Origin of the sequence: Virgibacillus proomii (genome assembly GCF_900162615.1) — a bacterium.
Taxonomy (GTDB): Bacteria; Bacillota; Bacilli; order Bacillales; family Amphibacillaceae; genus Virgibacillus; species Virgibacillus proomii.
Genome location: NZ_FUFN01000010.1, coordinates 862,238 through 880,125, shown reverse-complemented (window position 1 = coordinate 880,125; position 17,888 = coordinate 862,238). Strand labels below are relative to the sequence as shown.

General features: G+C 33.9%; 16 protein-coding genes. 8 read left to right on the top strand and 8 right to left on the bottom strand.

Features of this window, described 5'->3' with window-relative positions; genetic code table 11:
- Nucleotides 1–488: 488 nt before the first annotated feature.
- Nucleotides 489–1,007 carry a type 1 glutamine amidotransferase domain-containing protein gene (locus tag BN1066_RS11915; RefSeq protein WP_077319714.1) on the top strand — a complete coding sequence of 173 codons (519 nt, stop codon included), beginning with the start codon at nucleotides 489–491 and terminating at the stop codon, nucleotides 1,005–1,007.
- A 122-nt stretch (nucleotides 1,008–1,129) separates the two neighbouring features.
- Here BN1066_RS11915 and BN1066_RS11910 read toward each other — a convergent pair whose 3' ends face one another.
- Nucleotides 1,130–1,507 carry a winged helix-turn-helix transcriptional regulator gene (locus BN1066_RS11910; protein ID WP_077319713.1) on the bottom strand — a complete coding sequence of 126 codons (378 nt, stop codon included), beginning with the start codon at nucleotides 1,505–1,507 and terminating at the stop codon, nucleotides 1,130–1,132.
- Between the two features lie 448 nt (nucleotides 1,508–1,955).
- On the opposite strand from BN1066_RS11910, the gene BN1066_RS11905 reads away from it, so the two are divergent.
- Nucleotides 1,956–2,273: a TM2 domain-containing protein gene (locus BN1066_RS11905; RefSeq protein WP_077319712.1), complete on the top strand. Its 318-nt coding sequence runs from the start codon at nucleotides 1,956–1,958 to the stop codon at nucleotides 2,271–2,273.
- A 224-nt stretch (nucleotides 2,274–2,497) separates the two neighbouring features.
- Here the strand turns inward: BN1066_RS11905 and BN1066_RS11900 are convergent, their stop codons facing one another.
- The 4 genes from BN1066_RS11900 to BN1066_RS11885 all read right to left on the bottom strand — a co-directional run bounded on the left by BN1066_RS11900 (nucleotide 2,498) and on the right by BN1066_RS11885 (nucleotide 6,933).
- On the bottom strand, nucleotides 2,498–3,523 hold the full coding sequence (locus tag BN1066_RS11900) for an NAD-dependent formate dehydrogenase (RefSeq protein ID WP_077319711.1): 1,026 nt from the start codon (nucleotides 3,521–3,523) through the stop codon (nucleotides 2,498–2,500).
- A gap of 612 nt (nucleotides 3,524–4,135) precedes the next feature.
- Complete coding sequence (locus tag BN1066_RS11895; protein ID WP_077319710.1) at nucleotides 4,136–4,471, bottom strand: hypothetical protein; 336 nt, start codon at nucleotides 4,469–4,471, stop codon at nucleotides 4,136–4,138.
- A gap of 1 nt (nucleotide 4,472) precedes the next feature.
- The gene (locus BN1066_RS11890) at nucleotides 4,473–6,182 is read right to left on the bottom strand and encodes a DUF6792 domain-containing protein (RefSeq protein ID WP_342745623.1); all 1,710 of its coding nucleotides are present in this window, start codon (nucleotides 6,180–6,182) and stop codon (nucleotides 4,473–4,475) included.
- A gap of 142 nt (nucleotides 6,183–6,324) precedes the next feature.
- Nucleotides 6,325–6,933, bottom strand: coding sequence for a hypothetical protein (locus BN1066_RS11885; protein ID WP_077319709.1), 609 nt, complete (start codon nucleotides 6,931–6,933; stop codon nucleotides 6,325–6,327).
- A gap of 650 nt (nucleotides 6,934–7,583) precedes the next feature.
- On the opposite strand from BN1066_RS11885, the gene BN1066_RS11880 reads away from it, so the two are divergent.
- From BN1066_RS11880 to nheC, 6 genes are all read left to right on the top strand, one after another.
- Nucleotides 7,584–7,805, top strand: a complete 222-nt coding sequence (locus BN1066_RS11880; RefSeq protein WP_077319708.1) for a DUF2829 domain-containing protein — start codon at nucleotides 7,584–7,586, stop codon at nucleotides 7,803–7,805.
- A gap of 23 nt (nucleotides 7,806–7,828) precedes the next feature.
- Nucleotides 7,829–8,584, top strand: coding sequence for a 3-oxoacyl-ACP reductase (locus BN1066_RS11875; RefSeq protein WP_077319707.1), 756 nt, complete (start codon nucleotides 7,829–7,831; stop codon nucleotides 8,582–8,584).
- Nucleotides 8,585–8,719: 135 nt separating this feature from the next.
- Nucleotides 8,720–9,229 carry a QueT transporter family protein gene (locus BN1066_RS11870; protein ID WP_077319706.1) on the top strand — a complete coding sequence of 170 codons (510 nt, stop codon included), beginning with the start codon at nucleotides 8,720–8,722 and terminating at the stop codon, nucleotides 9,227–9,229.
- 1,072 nt (nucleotides 9,230–10,301) lie between these two features.
- The gene (gene nheA, locus BN1066_RS11865) at nucleotides 10,302–11,423 is read left to right on the top strand and encodes a non-hemolytic enterotoxin subunit A (RefSeq protein ID WP_077319705.1); all 1,122 of its coding nucleotides are present in this window, start codon (nucleotides 10,302–10,304) and stop codon (nucleotides 11,421–11,423) included.
- A gap of 31 nt (nucleotides 11,424–11,454) precedes the next feature.
- Nucleotides 11,455–12,642 (top strand): non-hemolytic enterotoxin subunit B, encoded by a 1,188-nt coding sequence (nheB, locus tag BN1066_RS11860; RefSeq protein WP_179104375.1) that lies wholly within the window; start codon nucleotides 11,455–11,457, stop codon nucleotides 12,640–12,642.
- Between the two features lie 223 nt (nucleotides 12,643–12,865).
- Nucleotides 12,866–13,942, top strand: a complete 1,077-nt coding sequence (nheC, locus tag BN1066_RS11855; RefSeq protein WP_179104374.1) for a non-hemolytic enterotoxin subunit C — start codon at nucleotides 12,866–12,868, stop codon at nucleotides 13,940–13,942.
- A 200-nt stretch (nucleotides 13,943–14,142) separates the two neighbouring features.
- On the opposite strand, the gene BN1066_RS11850 is transcribed toward nheC, so the two are convergent.
- The 3 genes from BN1066_RS11850 to BN1066_RS11840 all read right to left on the bottom strand — a co-directional run bounded on the left by BN1066_RS11850 (nucleotide 14,143) and on the right by BN1066_RS11840 (nucleotide 17,862).
- On the bottom strand, nucleotides 14,143–14,850 hold the full coding sequence (locus BN1066_RS11850; RefSeq protein WP_179104373.1) for a class C sortase: 708 nt from the start codon (nucleotides 14,848–14,850) through the stop codon (nucleotides 14,143–14,145).
- On the bottom strand, nucleotides 14,847–15,674 hold the full coding sequence (locus tag BN1066_RS11845) for a class C sortase (RefSeq protein WP_077319702.1): 828 nt from the start codon (nucleotides 15,672–15,674) through the stop codon (nucleotides 14,847–14,849). The genes BN1066_RS11850 and BN1066_RS11845 overlap by 4 nt, the downstream gene beginning before the upstream one ends.
- A gap of 400 nt (nucleotides 15,675–16,074) precedes the next feature.
- Entirely contained in the window at nucleotides 16,075–17,862 is a 1,788-nt protein-coding gene (locus BN1066_RS11840) for a SpaH/EbpB family LPXTG-anchored major pilin (RefSeq protein WP_179104372.1), read from the bottom strand.
- Nucleotides 17,863–17,888: the final 26 nt, after the last annotated feature.

The window sequence follows — 17,888 nt, the reverse complement described above, 5'->3', positions numbered from 1 at the left end:
ATTGATGATTTTTACACCATTTTTAAAGTACTAATATGTATGATTATGATTAGATAAGCTTTAATAGTGACATAAATTAATATAGCAATAGCACAAAGTCACTAGTTAACTTCCATTATTAAAGCCTCTACAAAAACGCTACTTTCTAACCCGGTAAAATTTTTGTAAATTCTTTTTCAAATAACTAATAAGGATTGTTATCAATGAATATTGTATGGGGACTATTAGGAATCTTTACATTAGGTGCTATTGCATGGTCTCAATAGCCATTGCTTAATTTTTTACGATGTCAAATCAACCCCTCCTCCTTATTTTATACTTATAAACCACAAGCAAAATGAATTCTGTCCAACAAATAAAAATTACATGCAATAGTAACGTATAGGTAACCTCCGCACCAAAAAGTGCATTCTTTACAGCTACTTCTAACAATTCTAAAATGAACATATGATTTAAAAGCTGATTAATTTAGAAAGTATGAAAATTTTATGGGTAAAAAAATTGCTGTACTTGTTACAAACATGGTTGAGGAAATCGAATTAACTGATCCAGTTAAACATTTTAAAGAAGCGAATCACTCCGTAGACCTAATTGAACAAGAAGCAGGAAAACAAATTACTGGTAAAAATGGCGGAACATTTACGATTGATAAAGGAATAGATGAAATAAAAACGGAAGATTACGATGCACTCCTTGTACCAGGCGGCTTTTCCCCTGACTTATTGCGAATTGATGAACGAAATGCTGCATTTGCGCGTAAATTTATCGAAGCTAAAAAACCTGTTTTTGCAATATGTCACGGACCTCAATTCCTTATCGATACAGATTTATTAAAAGGCGTTAATGTTACTGGATTTACTTCTATACGAAAAGACTTGATCAATGCTGGAGCTAATTTTAAAGATGAGGAAGTAGTGGTTGATCAAAATATCGTAACCAGTCGTACCCCTGATGATCTTCCAGCTTTTAACCGGGAGGCATTGAAACTTCTAAACGATAAACTTTAATATTAATAGTAGGCGGTCATTAAAGGAACCAAGTATTTCAAATAATCCCATATCATATTTAGTGGTATGGGATCATTTCACAAGTAGGAGAAATGTTCAAAATGACCTTTGGAAAAACCTTTCTAATCAATGATCCCTTCTTCCTTTAATTGTTGGATGCGTTTTTTCCCCCAGTCGTACATCATTTCAATAATAGGCAATAAAGTATAGCCCAATTTTGTCATAGAATATTCTACTTTAGGCGGAGACTCCGGATATACTTTACGGCTGACAATCCCATCTTCTATTAGCTCTTTTAACTGGTTGGAGAGTGTCTTATGAGAAATATTTTCAAATAAACGTTGCAAACTGTTAAAACGGTGTGGGCCTTCGACACCTAAATGCCATAAAATGACTACTTTCCATTTACCACTTATAATAGATAAAGTTAGTTCTTTTTCACAATGATATTCCCCATTTTGCAACTTCAGCTGTATTTCTTCACGCAACGTATGATGCATATAAAATTCCTTTCTCAATTCAGCAAGTTTTGATTTATAAGATAAAGGGAAACGGAAAGAATTTCAAGTAGTTTATCCGATTATTTAGTTGAATTCAAATAGGAAGCCCGTCCAAGTAATATTTGGTTACCTATAAAACAAAAAGAAACTGGAATAGTTCTCCCTAATTAAGGAAAACCAAAAAAGCTTTTTAAAAACTTTTAGAGACACTTATTTCCGGTTGAATAAAAAATGATACACCTAGTAAATTTATTATAGAGGATGTTCAAAAAGTCAGACGACATGATACATCCAATTTCATCGTATGTTAAAATGGCTAAAATTTTACGTTGAAGTTTAGATGAGGTAATCACTTTGGAAATAGAAATAACTAATTATTAAAAAAGCAATCTCTTTTATGGTATGATTAACTCTGTACATATAAAATTAAAGGGAAGGAGTTTTGATTTTGGAATTAACGAATGAAGAAAGGGTGCTGGTGAATTCTGAACTAAATCGAAAAGGAAAAAGCTTGCTTTTAGCATATGTATTGCTTATCTTTTTAGGTTCGTTAGGTATTCACCGATTTTATCTCGACAGAAAGGGATCTGCTATTGCACAGTTGTTATTAAGCGTTATCGGATGGATAACTGTTTTTATAATTATTGGATTTATACCTCTTGCAATAGTCTATATTTGGTTATTTGTTGACTTATTTTTAATACCTGGGATGGTTAATCGTGAAAATGAAATCATTGAAAAAGAAATTATTCAGAGTTTACGTTAATTAACAAAAGTAAAAATTCGACTTGTTTGTAGCAAAAATCTAGGACCATTCATTTTTATACGGAATTATACCTCTTTTATACAATAAGCTAACAAAGAAAACATTGTCCGATTGATTAATTCGTAAACAAAAACAGTCCGTACACTTTTATTATTTCTTAGGTTACTTACAGTGTACGGACTGTTTGTTATGATGTTACTTAATACCTTGTCCATTTAAAATGGTTATTTTTGTGTTAGATAACTTTGATTTGTAACTTTATGATTATCCACAATCAAATAGGACTCTTTAATCGGCTTTTTATTTATAAAGCTTGTTAGGATTTCTTGCACACCTTTTTGAATTCTCTTCTGTGCCTCTACAGTCATGCCGGAATAATGCACCGTAAGCCCTGTTTGTTTGAGAGAGCGCCAAGGGTGATCATTAGGTGCTGGTTGTGGGTACCAAACATCGCCACCATAGCGAATCTTGCCACTTTTAACTGCTTCTGTGATTGCATCTCGCTCCACAATGCCACCTCTTGCACAATTGACAAGGACAGCATTGTCTTTCATCTTACTGATAACATTCTTATCAAATCTATTTTTTGTATCTTTGGTTAACGGTGACTGAATAATGATGATGTCAGATGTTTGTACCAATGTATCAAAGTCTACATATTTAATTCCCATTTGATCTTCCAATTCTTTTTTTCGATATGGATCATGGTATTGTAATTTTACTTCAAACGGCTTCAAACGTGCAGCTGTTAATTGACCAATACGACCAAATCCGAAAATACCGACCGTCTTGCCAATCATATCATGTGCTTCTGCACCTACTTTAGGTAAATCCCATTCCCCTTCCTCAGCTTGTCTGTGTCCTTCCTCATAATTTCTTAGCAATAATAATGTTTCCATTACATTTTGTTCAGCGACACTAACATTATTACTGCCAGGTATTTCGGCTACAGTGATTCCTTTATCGATCGCTGCATCAAGATCTACATGATCAGACCCAATTCCAGCTGTAATTGCTAATTTTAAACTTTTCGCTTTATCTGCCCTTTCTTTGGTAATATAAGCTGGTAAGAAAGGAGAGGAAATAACTACATCAGCCCCCTCAATATGATCATCTACTTCCTTATCATTTGTAATGATTGTTAATTCATGATCTGTATTTTTTAAAAAGTCTCTCAGTCCTAGTGACTTTTCCTTAGATAATAATTGTGTAGCACTTGTTGTTTCTGGAAAAAGTGCAAGGATCTTCATGTTTAGTCCCCCTTTTGTTATTTTTATAGCTTAGATCCTTAATGACCTATAAAACCATTCCCCTTATTTTTACAGTATTAAACATATTCACAATATATTCCAAGTTTTTTACTTGGAAACACAGGATGTTAAATGGAAAACATGGAACAGACATCCATTTTCAACTTCTTCTATGAGTTTGAAAGACAAGTTTTCGGTTCATATTTTTTAACCAGACATCCAGCTTGTTTTCCGCCACATCAAGCTTTTTAAATTACCTTCTGACACACTTTCAGAGAAACATACCCTGTAAAAGAATTAATGTGTAAGCGTAGTAACCAAGCCTGATGCAAATCTCATTATTTAAATAGATGGAAAATAGGTTATGTAGATAAATTACTGGAAAGTAGCATTTATATGTAAACTCGAACAAAATCCACTTTTCTTGCCAGTTATTAAACTGCTTAACAGGTGCAGATTCCTTTCTTTGCATAGAAAAGGCAAATACACTCAATACACCTAAAAACTGTCCATACTGCTGTAGCAAGTTCTGTCTAAAAATTCATCACAAAAAGCCCCTATCCTTAAAGCTAAATAGGAATTTTCCTTTGTGCAAGTTGCATTGGGAGGCAATTAAGGAGATGCAATTATTTCATAGGTGATGGTAAGGCTCTGCTTTTTCATCTCATCAACTTGCTCATCTAACCCTTCAACCATTTTATTAATTCGTTTATCCACATGCTCTAGTAAACTACGATTATACGTAATTAATTTCTTGGTTTCTTCTTTCATAGCTTCAACAATTTCACCCTTTTGCTCTTCGTTAACAATAATGTCATCCATTAATTTTAAAAAAGCGGTATCACATTCATAAATTGTATCTGTATAACCACGAAGAATTTGTTTCTTATATGTAAGATCCTCACTTGCAACAATTCTTTCTGTTACTGTTATCGTTTCTTCTCCCACTCTATTCCCCTCCAACTAAATCAAATAAGTTCCCTATTTCTTTTTCTTCTGCAAATAAGTCTTCAATTGCTTTTCGATAATTTTCAACATACATATACCCTTTTTCTATACTTTTTCTTAAAACATGAATTTCTTCATTTAAATTTGCAGTTTCCAATGGAAAAAAGACTTCATAAACACGAATACGTTTTACTTTTTTATTTAACCGTGAAAAATAAATATGCTTTCTAAGCAGATAGCTATATAAACCTGGATTTGCCTCAATATCATCAATTTTACGCATAACTTGAGATTTATTGTTTTCATAACATTGGGAAATTTCTCTATGGATTGCTGCTTGAAAGTGATCAATTTCAGATAACTTTTCTTCTAAAACTGCCTTTCCATTTTGATACATGCGCAGTGCAGCTGAAATATTTACCTTTATTTCTTTTTTTCCATGTTTAGTAGAAAAAACCATATCTGATCCCAGGTAGGACTTCTTACCGCTGGACAAACTGCTTAAAACCTCTGTGATACTATGACTTGCCTTTATTTCTTCTAAAATGGACAGAAGATCTTCTCGTTTTAACACTTCCAAACTATCTTGAATGGCCGTGATGTGTCCCATTATTTTTACTATTGCTGCTATATCCCCACCAATTTGAACAAAAAAGTTTCCGGTCTCCCTTACGCCTACCAATCGAGATAACGTTTCCCGAATACCATCTAATTCTGTTTCGATATTGGTAAATTCTTTGACAATGACCTGTTTTTGCGAATTCGATATATACCCTGCCATTACCAATCTTCCAAACATTAAATCGGCATTACTAGTAATCGTTTTCACTCGCTTTAATACACCAGGTAATTTTTTATCCAACTGGCGAATCATAGTATCAATTTCAGGTTGATATGTGGCATAGGCTTTAAGAGAGTTGAACCAATTATCCATCTTATTTACGACATCCATATTAACACCTAAAATATCGTGCATAACTGTTTTAATACCACCTTGGTTAGAAGCAGTGGTATACTGAATTGCCAGTTCCTGAAAATCCTTAATCACTTCATCTGGAATATCTTCAATAAGAGAACGAAGCCCTGGATAATCATGATTCGTATCTATAATCTCTACGTTCCCAAGCGTAAAAAACCCGCGTGCAACACTCACAGCATAAAGTGGATCATCCTCAGAGATAATTTGATGGATATTTTTTGCTTTGTCTTTATAGTAAGCTTCAGCAAATTGACGGAGTTTGTTTGGGTCTATATCATAGACCGCATTTGGGTCTATGGGAGAAATAGAAAATTTACTTTGAACAGTCTCTCTAAATTCAAGATTAGCATTGTAGAGTTGATAATAATTTGTTTGCGCGCCATTTACACTATATATTTCATCAAAAGTATCATATAGTAAATAAGCAGTCGTATTATTATTATGAGCTAGTGAATGCGATAAACCAATAATAGATGTTGAATCTTCATTTTTATTGAGGTTAAAATGACCCTGTGTTGCTTTTACAAATTTATTCGTTGCTTTAGCTTGCCGAATATCTTTTCCTGCTAACATTGCTTTTATATTATAATCCCAATCCTTAATATCCTTAGATCCCTGTGAAATAACGTATAATTCATCTTTTTTATTTTCCTTAGAATCTAAATAAATTGCTATACCGTCATATCCAGACTTTTCACCAACTCTTGCCTCTTTTGATGTATATACCTGAATATCTGCTTTCAGCTTCTTCCCGGTTTCCCCAAATATATTCTCTTTACCTTTTCTATAATTTCCTCCTTCGATAACTTATCGTCGTATCCTAACTGGGTTAATCTTAACCGCATTTCGGACGAATGCATAATCATATCACTCATTATCCATTCACTTCCTTACTTTCATTTATAAAGCGGATGGACTTCATCCAGTCTATAACATGTTTTTCATTCTTTTCTTTATTTTTATTACATTTTGCTTTTTCTTCTTGCCTGCAATCGATTTGATAAACAACTTCAAGTGCCCCATCATCTTTTTCATTTTGTATATAACTTGTATACGTATGAAATTCATTCCGCTCAAAGTTTCCATAATAAAATGACTGATTTTCTCCATCTATCTTTTTGAAATTTATATTCTTACCAATTCTAGTACTGAAACTATCTAAATTAGATTCTAATTCATCTGTCGTATCATAAGAAAAATAAAATATCGTAATCATTGCTTCACCAACAATGTCACTCTGAATATGAACAGAGTATTCTTCATAATCCTTTTCTTTTCGTGCATATGACTTTTCACCAATAATTCCACCAGCCGGAAAATCCATTTTATATTTTCCAGTTCCAGACAAAAATGGGTAGTAGCCAGATCTTGTTTCTTCCGTCGATTGCAAAAAGTTTCGAGTAAATTCATCTTGAAAAGCTCTTACATCCGGTAAGTCTTCCACATTCATTTCTGAAGGTTTTCTTGTTTCTTTACTTTCCATTTGACAACCTCCTAAGAAAACTACTATTAAAAGTAGTAATAAAATGTAAATTCTATCCTTCACATTTCAGCCTCCAATACGCATGGGGATTTTCCAAAATGATTCACATTTTTCAGTTATGTATAGTATATATTCGAAAATTAGCAAAGTGTAGCAGTAACTGAAAGATTTCCCAAAATAAGCTCTTAGACTCATGAGGAAAGATGGTTAATGGTGGGAGACTTCCATACAAAAGTATTGTTTTGTGAATTAGTGGAGATAGTATTACTTAAAAAATCGAGAAGTTTATACTAAGTGGGTTCCTATAAAGGTCTATAGATGAATTCCTTGTGTATAAAATGAACCTTCATTCAGTAGGAGTTTTCTTCCAACTCCTACTGAATGTTAGTTGAACGTATCGGGCATTTAGGTGCCGTTTTCTCCCACTTAGACCTTTTGTATCAACTTAAGGCTCTTGAAGTGGGAGTCTTACGGCACCTTACATGCGGGATAAAAAGTATATTCCCCCGGGTCATACGTTATTTACTTGCTTCAAGCTTTATGCCAACATATACTTGAGTTACAGTTGCTTAATGTGGCTAGGTAAATTAATTACCGAACCATACAACTAGCTTATTTTAACTAAAAATATCGAACAAAGGATGATAAATATGACGTTTGAACAAATATTACCTGAATTAAAAGCTGGGAAAAAGGTCATTCGTAAAGGGTGGGGTGGCGCTGAATTATATGTGAAACTTGTTGGGGAGAGCCAGCATGATGGAGAAAAACTCAATCCATACTTTTTAATTAATGTATCTGGTGAAGGTTACACGATGTTTACACCTACTGTATGCGACATTCTTGCTGATGACTGGAAAATTATAGAATGACAATACATCCATGGAGGTTTTAAATGAAATTTGAAGAATTTAGAGGACAAACTGTTTTTATTACTGGTGGTGCTTCAGGTATTGGAAAAGCACAAGCCATTGCTTTTCTAAAAAACGGTGCCAATGTGTTTGTTTTAGATAGGGACGAAGAAAACTTGAAAGAAATATTCAAGCAATATGAGAATCACTTTGCCTATACAGTTGGAAGCGTCGCTAATAAAAATGCAGTCCAGCAAGCTGTGAGACAAGCAATAAAGAAATTTAAACAAATTGATATTTTATTAAACACAGCAGGGGTTTTAGATGGTTATGCTAAAACATTAGAAACAGAAGAGCTATTATGGGATAAAATTATGAATACAAATGTAAAAGGAACCTATTTTGTGACTAATTCTGTACTTCCGCATATGCTCCAAAATGAAAGAGGAGTCATCATCAACATGGCATCTATTGCAGGTATTGTTGCCGGGGGTGGCGGTGCGGCATATACTGCTTCCAAGCATGCCATTATTGGTTATACAAAACAGCTTGATTATGATTATTGCAGAAATGGAGTACGCGCTAATGCTATTGCACCAGGTGCGATCAAAACGCCAATGAACAAAGCTGATTTTCTCGGAGATAGTCAAATGGCAAAGTGGGTCGCTGAAGAAACACCCGCCGGAAGATGGGCAGATCCATCGGAAGTAGCTGATCTAACACTGTTTTTAGCAAGTAAAGCTGCTGACTATATTCATGGCGTTGTGATTCCTATTGACGGAGGATGGACAAATAAATAATTCCTATTGCACAACCAGTCTTCTTTGGATATAATAGCTTGGCAAACTTATAAAAGTTGCACTGTGACACTTCCTTCTTTGGTCGCAGTTATTACTAAAATAGCTGTCAAGCTATTTTACAAAGGAGAATATAAAATGTATAAATCAGTTTCCCATCCATCTTCAACCTCGATGATCTCAGAGCTAACTAAAATTTCTCTTATTTGTGCGCTCTATGTAATAATTACAGTATGGTTAGCTCCAATTAGTTTTGCTGCTATACAATTTCGTTTTTCCGAAATGTTTAATTTTCTAGCACTGTACCACAAGCGTTATGTCATTGCAGTAACGTTAGGAGTTATCATTGCTAATTTCATGTCTCCTACATGGTTTTTAGATGTTCCCATTGGTGGTGTTGCCACTTTTCTTGTTTTAATTTTATGTAGATATGTAACCAAACGACTGCAAAATGACATTATAAAAATAGGTATAACTGCTATCATTTTCGCTATTTCCATGTTTACTGTTGCAGCACAACTAACTATTCTGTTTGACTTACCATTCTTTTACACATGGCTAACCGTTGGTGTTGGCGAACTATTGTCTATGACCATTGGTGGAGTGATCATTTATTGGTTGGCAAAGAAAATTGATTTCACAAAATAATTTTAATCAATTCAGATTTTAATATATAAGCAAGCCTCTAATAAAAGATAAGAGGCTTGCTTTTGTTATTAACCGGTTTTTGTTGACAAGGTAATTCAATCTTGTCATTGTATGGTCTCCTACTCTTGCACGTGGTTCTGCCAAGAGCGACAACATAATCATTGAAGCGACTAGTCTAATTATTTTATTTTACTGTTAACAACTGCGTTAGGATTCGATGCTTTGGTGGAGATATGCCGATTAAAAATAGAAGCTGCAAACTAGTAAACATAAGTCACCTTTTCTCTAAGCAAATAGGCTTTACTTCATTCTAATACTTACCCCCTAACCGGAATCTATTAGTGAAAATACTACCTATAAACTTCCTAAAACAGACCAAAAAACAACTAAAAAGCGAATGATATCCCTATTTCTTTTGATAAATATACATTCGTAACCCTCACCTTTTGTTCATTGAATAGGCATCAAGGTAAGGGAGATAAACTTTTTTAATATATTTGTTAATTTTGTAACCGTTATTTCATTAATTTTTAATTTTATTGCCATAATAAACAAAAAATGTAGTATTATAGAATAAATTAATTGAACTTAAACGCAAATTATTTAATTATTCAGATGATTATTATGTATAAAAAATGAAAAGTAAATATATAGAACCATTATGTTATCTCGTTCTTACTTTGTTTTTACTATTAACCCAAACAATTGTTACAGGGTAATTTAAAATCCTCCATTAGAAAAATTAGTTTCCGAAAAAGATAAAGTGAAGTTTCATATGATAAACATTTTACCTCATCTCTTACTTAATATTAGTACCTAAAAGGGTATGACCTAAAGGCCTTTGAATGAAATCAAGAATTTAAGTGCCCATAATCATCTCGATATATTTTCGTATTCTCCATAATTCTTGAATACGGTACCAAAAATTTGCAGCTATACATCACTTCTTAACTAAGTTAATAACTTTAATATTCTTATATATTAAGTTAAAATAAACTGGTTAATCTTGCTAGAAAGCTATTCATATTAGCTAAAATACTACAGGATTGTCAGCCAAGGAGGAGATTTTTCAATGAAGAAAAAATTAGTAGCATTTTTTATGGTTTTGGCTATCATTTTAAGCACCATGATCCCCCAAAATGCTTTAGCCGAAACAAACAAAGAACTTAGATCAATCACATTCTCCAATTGGATAAGGTCATTAGGATCACAATACCCGCTGTTACAATCATACGGACTTGTTGTTTTAAAACAGCCAACCCTTGATATAAAAAACATGAGCAGTTTAACTAACCATCAACAAATTGCTAGAGAGAATGTCCGTGAGTGGTTGGATGAATATAGTCCGCAACTAATCTATTTAAATGAAAACATGAATGGTCTAAGTCAACGGGTTGATCAATACTACACTCGCTTATATGAATTAGCTGGAGAAATTGATAATAATGAACAAGCAAAAATAGACTTTTTAAATAGATTCAATCGGCTTCTAGGCAATGTTGAGGATATGCAAGCAGATTTAAAACGCACCTCCTTAGACCTAAATGCCTACAAAGATCTTCTTGATTCTGATAGCAAGGCATTTTCTGAAAAAGCAACGAAAGCAGTTGAGTTATTAAATGGACATAACAGTGAAGCGATACAAATAAGAGAAACTGTGAAGGGTCTATTAGCAGAAATCCAAGATGAGCTTATTAAAATTATCACTAATCCAGATGAAGTATATGATTTTTCATTTAGATTTGGTAAGTTACTTTATAATACGGTTAAAACAAGTGCCGAAACTCAAACAGTTGATGTTGCATCCATTGAAGCTATTAGTAAAGAAATAGCGAATGCTACTAGCTTTAAAACAAAACTATCAGCTACAACCATCCAGCAAAAACAACAGGAAGTAACCGCACTAATGAAGAAACTATCTAAATTTGAGCAACAAGCAACAGAAGTTACAATCGTTGAAGATCAAATCATTGGTTTTGCTGAAATGGTGAAACGGGAGGTTGCTATTTTTGATTATATTGTCAATGAATTTACAACTTTAAATAATATCATGGACAAGTTAAAAGATAATGTGCTTTCTGGAGAAATAAATCCTTCTGAACTGCAAAGCCAATTAAAGTACTTAAAAGAAATTATGTTGCAGATCAACAAACAGACAGAACAATTTGAAGGTTTTACCACAAACATAAAGTAAAAATTCAGCTCTCTTGTTAGGAGGAATCAAATTGTCCAAAATATATAAATCTTTTCTTCTTCCGATAATGGCAGTAACAATCGTGTTTAGTAATGTCGTACCTTCCTATGCCTATGCAAAAAACACAACACAAGAGCAAGCTCAAACAGATCCAACCGACATATACAATAAATTTGAATTAGGTCCGGATGGTCTTAGAGAAGCGATGAAAACAACCGGATCCAATGCACTGGTCATGGATCTTTATGCGTTGACAGTCATTAAACAGCCCAATATAAGCTTTAAATACGTAAATTCCATTGAAACAAATTTACAGAAAAAAATATTAATGGATCAGGACAACGCAAGAGAAAATGCAAAGGAATGGCTCGATCAATTAAAGCCGCAATTAATTGCAACGAACGAGAATATTATTAATTATGATAATAAATTTGAAGGGTATTATAATAAGTTATTAGAAGCTACAGAAAACAAAGATACACAAGCTTTAACTGCAAGATTAACAAGACTTTCTAATAGCGTTTTGGAAAACAAACGAGAAGTCGATAAGTTAATTGTTGATTTAAAACAGTTTAGAGAAAAATTACAAACCGATACACAAAAATTAAAAGCAAACACTAACCAATTATCGACCATTTTAACGAGCCAGGATACAGGTATCCCACTTTTTCAAAAACAAATTGACGCATATTATGAATCGATAAGTAAATATAACAATATCTTGATAGCATCTTCAGTAGCTACTGCAGCAGGACCAATTGCCATTGTAGGTGGTGTAGCTGTACTGGTTACAGGTGCCGGAACCCCTCTTGGTATAGGTTTAATTGCTGGAGGAGCAGGAGCAACTGGAGGAGGAATAACAGGAATTGTATTAGCTAAACAAGGAATAGATCAAGCGCAAGAAGAAATTAAAGTTCTTACCGGAAATATTCAAGAAGCGCAAATCCAGTTGGCTAGTATAACTGCAATCAAAAAGCAAATGGAATTCTTAACAGATACAATTGACCTTGCTATCGATTCCTTACAAAATATATCTACTCAATGGAGTACAATGGAAGCAAAATATAGAAGCTTAGTTAGTAACATCGATATAATGGACCCGGAAGACTTTGAACTTTTAAAAGAAGATTTAGTAATTGCTAAAACGAGTTGGAGCAATATTAAAGACTTTGCAGAAAAGTTATATGTAGAAGAAATTAAAATAGTAGATCATCAATAAGTATAGTTGGGGGAAGTACTTACAAACATACTTCCCCTATGAACAAAAGCTAGAACCGCTCGGTTAGCAACATACAACCGCAGAACCTCTTATGAAATCAAGTGAAACTTCATTCAAGGTTTAAGCGCTTAAACTGGACAATGCTATTTTTTGAAAAAGATATCCCACTATGTACTAATTTTATAATCTCCTAGAAAATAAAATCCAAAAGTGGGTGATGACGATGAAAAAGGGTCAAATTAAAAAAATAATCGTAGCAATGATCACGATTATTTTTACAATGACTTACGTATTTCCACCAAATATAGTAACTGCTCAACAACAGGGAAATGAACTTGGTCCGGATAATTTCCAAGAAAAATTAGAAACTGCTGCTTCAAGCATTCTTGTTATTGATTCTTATGCACATTCCGTTATCGACAGTCAATTACCCCAATTAAATGGAATAAGCTCTGTTGATAATCATTTAAAAGTAAATATACGTACTAACTTTACAGATGCTCAAGAAAATGCTACTTATTGGTTAGATCAATTAAAACCAAATATTAGATTATCCATAAAAACAGTAGTAGATTTTAATAAAACCTGGCAAGATCATTATAATCATTTATTAAATGCAATTGAGCAAAAAAATGAACAGCACGTACAAAAAGAAATAGAGGAATTGTATCAAACAATTTTAAGAAACAGTGAAAAAGTTGATGATATGATAAAGGATTTGACGACGTATCGAGATAGCATTAGCGAAGACGTAAAGCACTTTAAAGAAAATTCTAATCAATTGCAAGTTGTATTATCACAATCAGATGCCAGCATCCCGATGTTAAAAGAGCAAATTGAACATTATCACAGGATCATAGAAAATGCGAAGTGGAAAATAGGCGGTGGAGCAATATTATGTGGACTTATTATTTTTTGCATTGCCGGAGGACCAATCATAGCTGAAGCTGTTAAAGAAAAAGACAACGCAGAGAGCCAAATTGCTAGTTTACAAGCGCAAATATCAGGTATAGAAAAAGAAGTAGTTATTATAACAGACATAGAAAATAAGCTTACCACTCTGGCAGATACCATTGATAAAGCCATTGACTCGCTTCAAAATATTTCAAATCAGTGGCATGTTATAGCTGCAAAATACTGTCATCTCGTAAATAACGTTGCTGTTTTTGATGCACAAGATTTTGAGTTGTTAGAAGAAGATGTAAATATAGCAAAAACCAGCTGGGAACAATTAGAACAATTTGCCACTAAGGTGTTTGAAGCACTGAAAAAAGAAAATATGATCGAAACTATTGGATAACCATGTGAAATGCAGCAGAGCTAAGAGTTTAGAATATAACATCCTGCTCATGACGGTCGTGCATTTCTGTCATGAGCTTATTTTTACTGTATGTACCATATTTATCCTTGTCAAGTTTTGATTTTTCAATTCCATCGTATTTTATAACATTTCGTTTCCTCATTACTATATTGATAGCATAGCAGTTTTTCAGCCAAGCTTTATTTTCCCTTAACTACCTTCTCCTCATCTGCTCGCTCAGCTTGTATCAATAGTCGTTGATAATCAGTAGGGTAAGGATGACATGTAAATAATGTGGCCAAATCCCGATTTTCTTGAATTTCCAATGCTTCTGTTTCTTGTGGGTTGATTACTTTCTGACCAAATACACGATAAGTGAGTGTTCCCGTCATCGTATGTATATAAAAAAGATCACCTTCCTTTAACTCATCAACATGACGAAACATTGCCTTCGTGCCCATACCACGGTGACCGGCTAATACCGTATGGTTACTCTTTCCACCAACAGGAAGAGAAGACCCTTCTATTTGTCCGATTCCTTTTGCTAAAGTTTTCTCAGAAGCTCCTAAAAAAATAGGGATAATTTCCCCCAACTTTGGAATTTCAATCGCGGCAAACACCTCATCATCATCAAGTCCTAAGCATTCTTTCAATGCATGCAGTTTTTTTTCATTATCGGCAAACGGGTCACGAATTCCAGAGCGATTATAATAAATCTTTTCATTACATGCGGAAGCTCGCTTCATCAATTCATCTATTTCTTGATCAGTCTTATTCTCTAAACTATCTTGGAATTCATCCACCTGTTGCTTTTGTAGGTAACTGTTAATCAGCTTAGCGACATGAGGATATACAAGAATAGCTAAACCAATCACAAACAACAAGGTAATTGCTTTTTTCCCTTTCATCTTACCTCCACCTGCTTCCTCCGTTTTCGCCGTTTCATACCCCAGATGACCAATAGTAGAAAGAAAATACCTAAACCAATTACAATCCATAAATTATCATTTGCTTCTGCTGATTCTACTTTGGATGGATCGTAAGGTACACGCTTGCCCTTTACTAGCATGCGATGTGTATTTATCATATATGGTTCACAAGTAAGTAATGTTACAATTTCTTCATCATTCTTCATTTTTAACCATTCCGTTTGATGGGGTAAGACAATGTCTACATCAAATACTTCATACGCAAACGTTTCATTCAATACGTTTATGTAAAATTGATCCCCTATCGTTAAATCATCTAAATTGCGAAATAACTCAGCACTTGGTAAGCCTCGATGAGCTGTTAATACACTGTGAGTACCTGGTTTTCCAGTTGGCAGCGAGGAGTTCTCTAAATGTCCAACCCCTCGCGATAAAACCTCTTCACTTGTTCCATGGTAGATAGGAAGAAGTAAATCAATTTTGGGAATCTCAAGACTGCCAATTGCAGGTCCGACATTTAAAGCATCATAATAACTTTTATTTCCTGCCGTGGTTTCCTTAGATGCTCCCCCTGTTGAAAAAGGATCGACAAAATCTATCTCAGAATCCCTTAATTTTTCATTATGTTTATCTGCTTTTTCCTTTTCCTTTTTGATCGATTGCTTATCCATCTTGTCAATCGTTTCTTCGTATTCTTTGACAACGGATTGATGTACTTTTGTCGATAAAATATTACTTATCATAGGATAGGAAAAGATACCTAATCCAACTAAAAATAGAATACTAACTATTGCTCGTTTCATCGTTTTCCCTTCCTATCGTAAATAAATTTTATGTACAGCAAACTTTTGAAATGTAGTGTTCTTCACTTCTCTTACAGTTCTACTTTGATTCCTCTCATTCACAGTTTGGATATGAACCCATTTTCAAGCTTAAGATTCGTTTCAACAACTATCGACAATCTGGTTCTTTTGTTGTTCTCTCTCTTCAACGCTCTAGTTCCTTATTCCGATTCTATCGTTTACCTTTACAGTATTGTGTTCGACTTTAAATAGTTTTGTTACAGCTTTATCGTAACTAGGACTGAGTTTATAGCTATCCATTTCTGGCTTGTCTTATTCCGAATTCATAGATTCTTGCACAAGAGGTAAATAATGGAAATAAGGAGAGAAAAAATTCTCTCTCCTTACCGTAATTTACTGTTTATTGTACTGTAGCTTGCTTTTTACGACGAAAGTACAGTGCTGTTGCTACTGCCATAAGCGTTAGACCAATAAGTGTAAATAGAATGGTACCGATTCCGCCTGTTGTCGGTAGTTCCCAAGCGGATTTGGAGTTCTCGATTTTATATTCTAAAACTTTGTCGTTTTCTACCTTGACTTCTACAGGTTTGGATAGTAAACGATATGATTTTTTATTACCTCCATCATCGGTATACGTAGGTGCTTTTGTTTCATGTAATTGATACTTTCCTGGTGTAAGCCCAGTAATAGAGAATTTACCTTTTTTATCTGTTGTTAAATTTTCTAGCTTGCCATTAAAAGCCTTTCCATTTACCTTTACAACATTTCCAGAATTGCTTGTATCGATGACATGACCTTTCATATCCGTTAACTTAAATTCAGCACCTTCTAATTCCATTGCATTGTCAGAAGCGTCTACTTTAATCACCTTTAATCCACCTTCAGTTGGAGTTACAACGGATGGTTCTTCTGGTTTAGCTGGTTTTTCCGGTACAGTGAACGAACCTTTGTTATTATCAAAGTGGAGTTTTGCTGTGTTATCAATACCAATTTCTCCATCTTTTAATTCAGCATCTGGTTTAATTTTTGCAGTAAAGGTAATTTTAATCTCTTGTCCCGGTTTTAATTGACTTAGGTCTTTTACTTCCCAACTTAAGGTTTGACCATTTTGTTTAAAGATAATATTAGACTTATCTGTTCCTTCAACTGTCCATCCGTCAGCAATGCTGCCATCGTTGACAAAACTTAGACGTTCATCAAGTGTATCTGTTACACCAATCCTTTTATATGTGTTTATATCTTTTGGTGTTTGAATGGATAGGTTATATTTATATTCCTTGTCGCGGTCCATATAAATATGTTTTTTTCCTTCTGCATCCTTATCGATTTTAGGAGTAATGTAGTTGATAACCTCTCCTTTTTTGTTGACAAATCCCTTCACTGGAGTCCACTCTACAACAACATCTTGTTGATTTTTCCCGGATTTTTTCACTTCAAATGGGATTTTTGTTGTATTTAGAGCATAACCTTCAGGTGCTTTAATTTCTTGGAAGTAATACTTTCCTTGACCTAGTCCATCTACTTTAATTTTTCCATCTTGTCCAGTAGTTAGCTCACCGATTTCACCATTTTTCCCCTTCGCTGATGTACCATCTTCATTAAATAATTTAAATACTGCTCCTGGTAATGCGTTTCCATCTTCATCCTTTTTCACTAACTCTACAGCTGAGCGAACCGTTTCGTTTTTTGGATACACATGAACATCATAGTTTAAAGTAGTACCATCTTTACTTGTCATTGGAACATCAACATAAAATGGTTCTGGATTTAAGATGACATGTGCTGGTCCATCTGTTTCTGTAACTTGATAACGACCTAACTCCAATCCATCTGCTTTTGTAAAGACTACTTTTCCTTTTACAGTTTCTTTATGGATTGTCTTTCCGTTAGTAATTGGTTCCCATGATCCTTCGCCATTTTCTCCACCATTTGAATCATATTTATGAGTTTGTTTTAAAGTAAACATGACTCCATCTACCGGTTTTCCTTTTGCAGTTTGTCCAGGTAAACCCGTTCCTTCTTCTCCCGGTTTAGTACCAGTTTCCTGTTCAAATTTATGAATTGTTAATGTCGGGTTACTTTCATTCCCCCTTACTTCCTTAGCAAAAGCTATTTGTGGAAGAAGTAGGGATAATATTAAAGAAACGATTAAAGCAAAATTTAACGTTTTTTTCTTTGACACGTTCATCTTCTTTCTCCTCTCATTAATTTTTT

Coding starts and splice junctions, on each gene's coding strand:
- BN1066_RS11915 (WP_077319714.1), top strand. CDS start 489: ATGGGTAAAAAAATTGCTGTACTTGTTACAAACATGGTTGAGGAAATC.
- BN1066_RS11910 (WP_077319713.1), bottom strand. CDS start 1,507: ATGCATCATACGTTGCGTGAAGAAATACAGCTGAAGTTGCAAAATGGG.
- BN1066_RS11900 (WP_077319711.1), bottom strand. CDS start 3,523: ATGAAGATCCTTGCACTTTTTCCAGAAACAACAAGTGCTACACAATTA.
- BN1066_RS11885 (WP_077319709.1), bottom strand. CDS start 6,933: ATGGAAAGTAAAGAAACAAGAAAACCTTCAGAAATGAATGTGGAAGAC.
- BN1066_RS11880 (WP_077319708.1), top strand. CDS start 7,584: ATGACGTTTGAACAAATATTACCTGAATTAAAAGCTGGGAAAAAGGTC.
- BN1066_RS11875 (WP_077319707.1), top strand. CDS start 7,829: ATGAAATTTGAAGAATTTAGAGGACAAACTGTTTTTATTACTGGTGGT.
- BN1066_RS11870 (WP_077319706.1), top strand. CDS start 8,720: ATGTATAAATCAGTTTCCCATCCATCTTCAACCTCGATGATCTCAGAG.
- nheA (WP_077319705.1), top strand. CDS start 10,302: ATGAAGAAAAAATTAGTAGCATTTTTTATGGTTTTGGCTATCATTTTA.
- nheC (WP_179104374.1), top strand. CDS start 12,866: ATGAAAAAGGGTCAAATTAAAAAAATAATCGTAGCAATGATCACGATT.
- BN1066_RS11850 (WP_179104373.1), bottom strand. CDS start 14,850: ATGAAAGGGAAAAAAGCAATTACCTTGTTGTTTGTGATTGGTTTAGCT.
- BN1066_RS11845 (WP_077319702.1), bottom strand. CDS start 15,674: ATGAAACGAGCAATAGTTAGTATTCTATTTTTAGTTGGATTAGGTATC.
- BN1066_RS11840 (WP_179104372.1), bottom strand. CDS start 17,862: ATGAACGTGTCAAAGAAAAAAACGTTAAATTTTGCTTTAATCGTTTCT.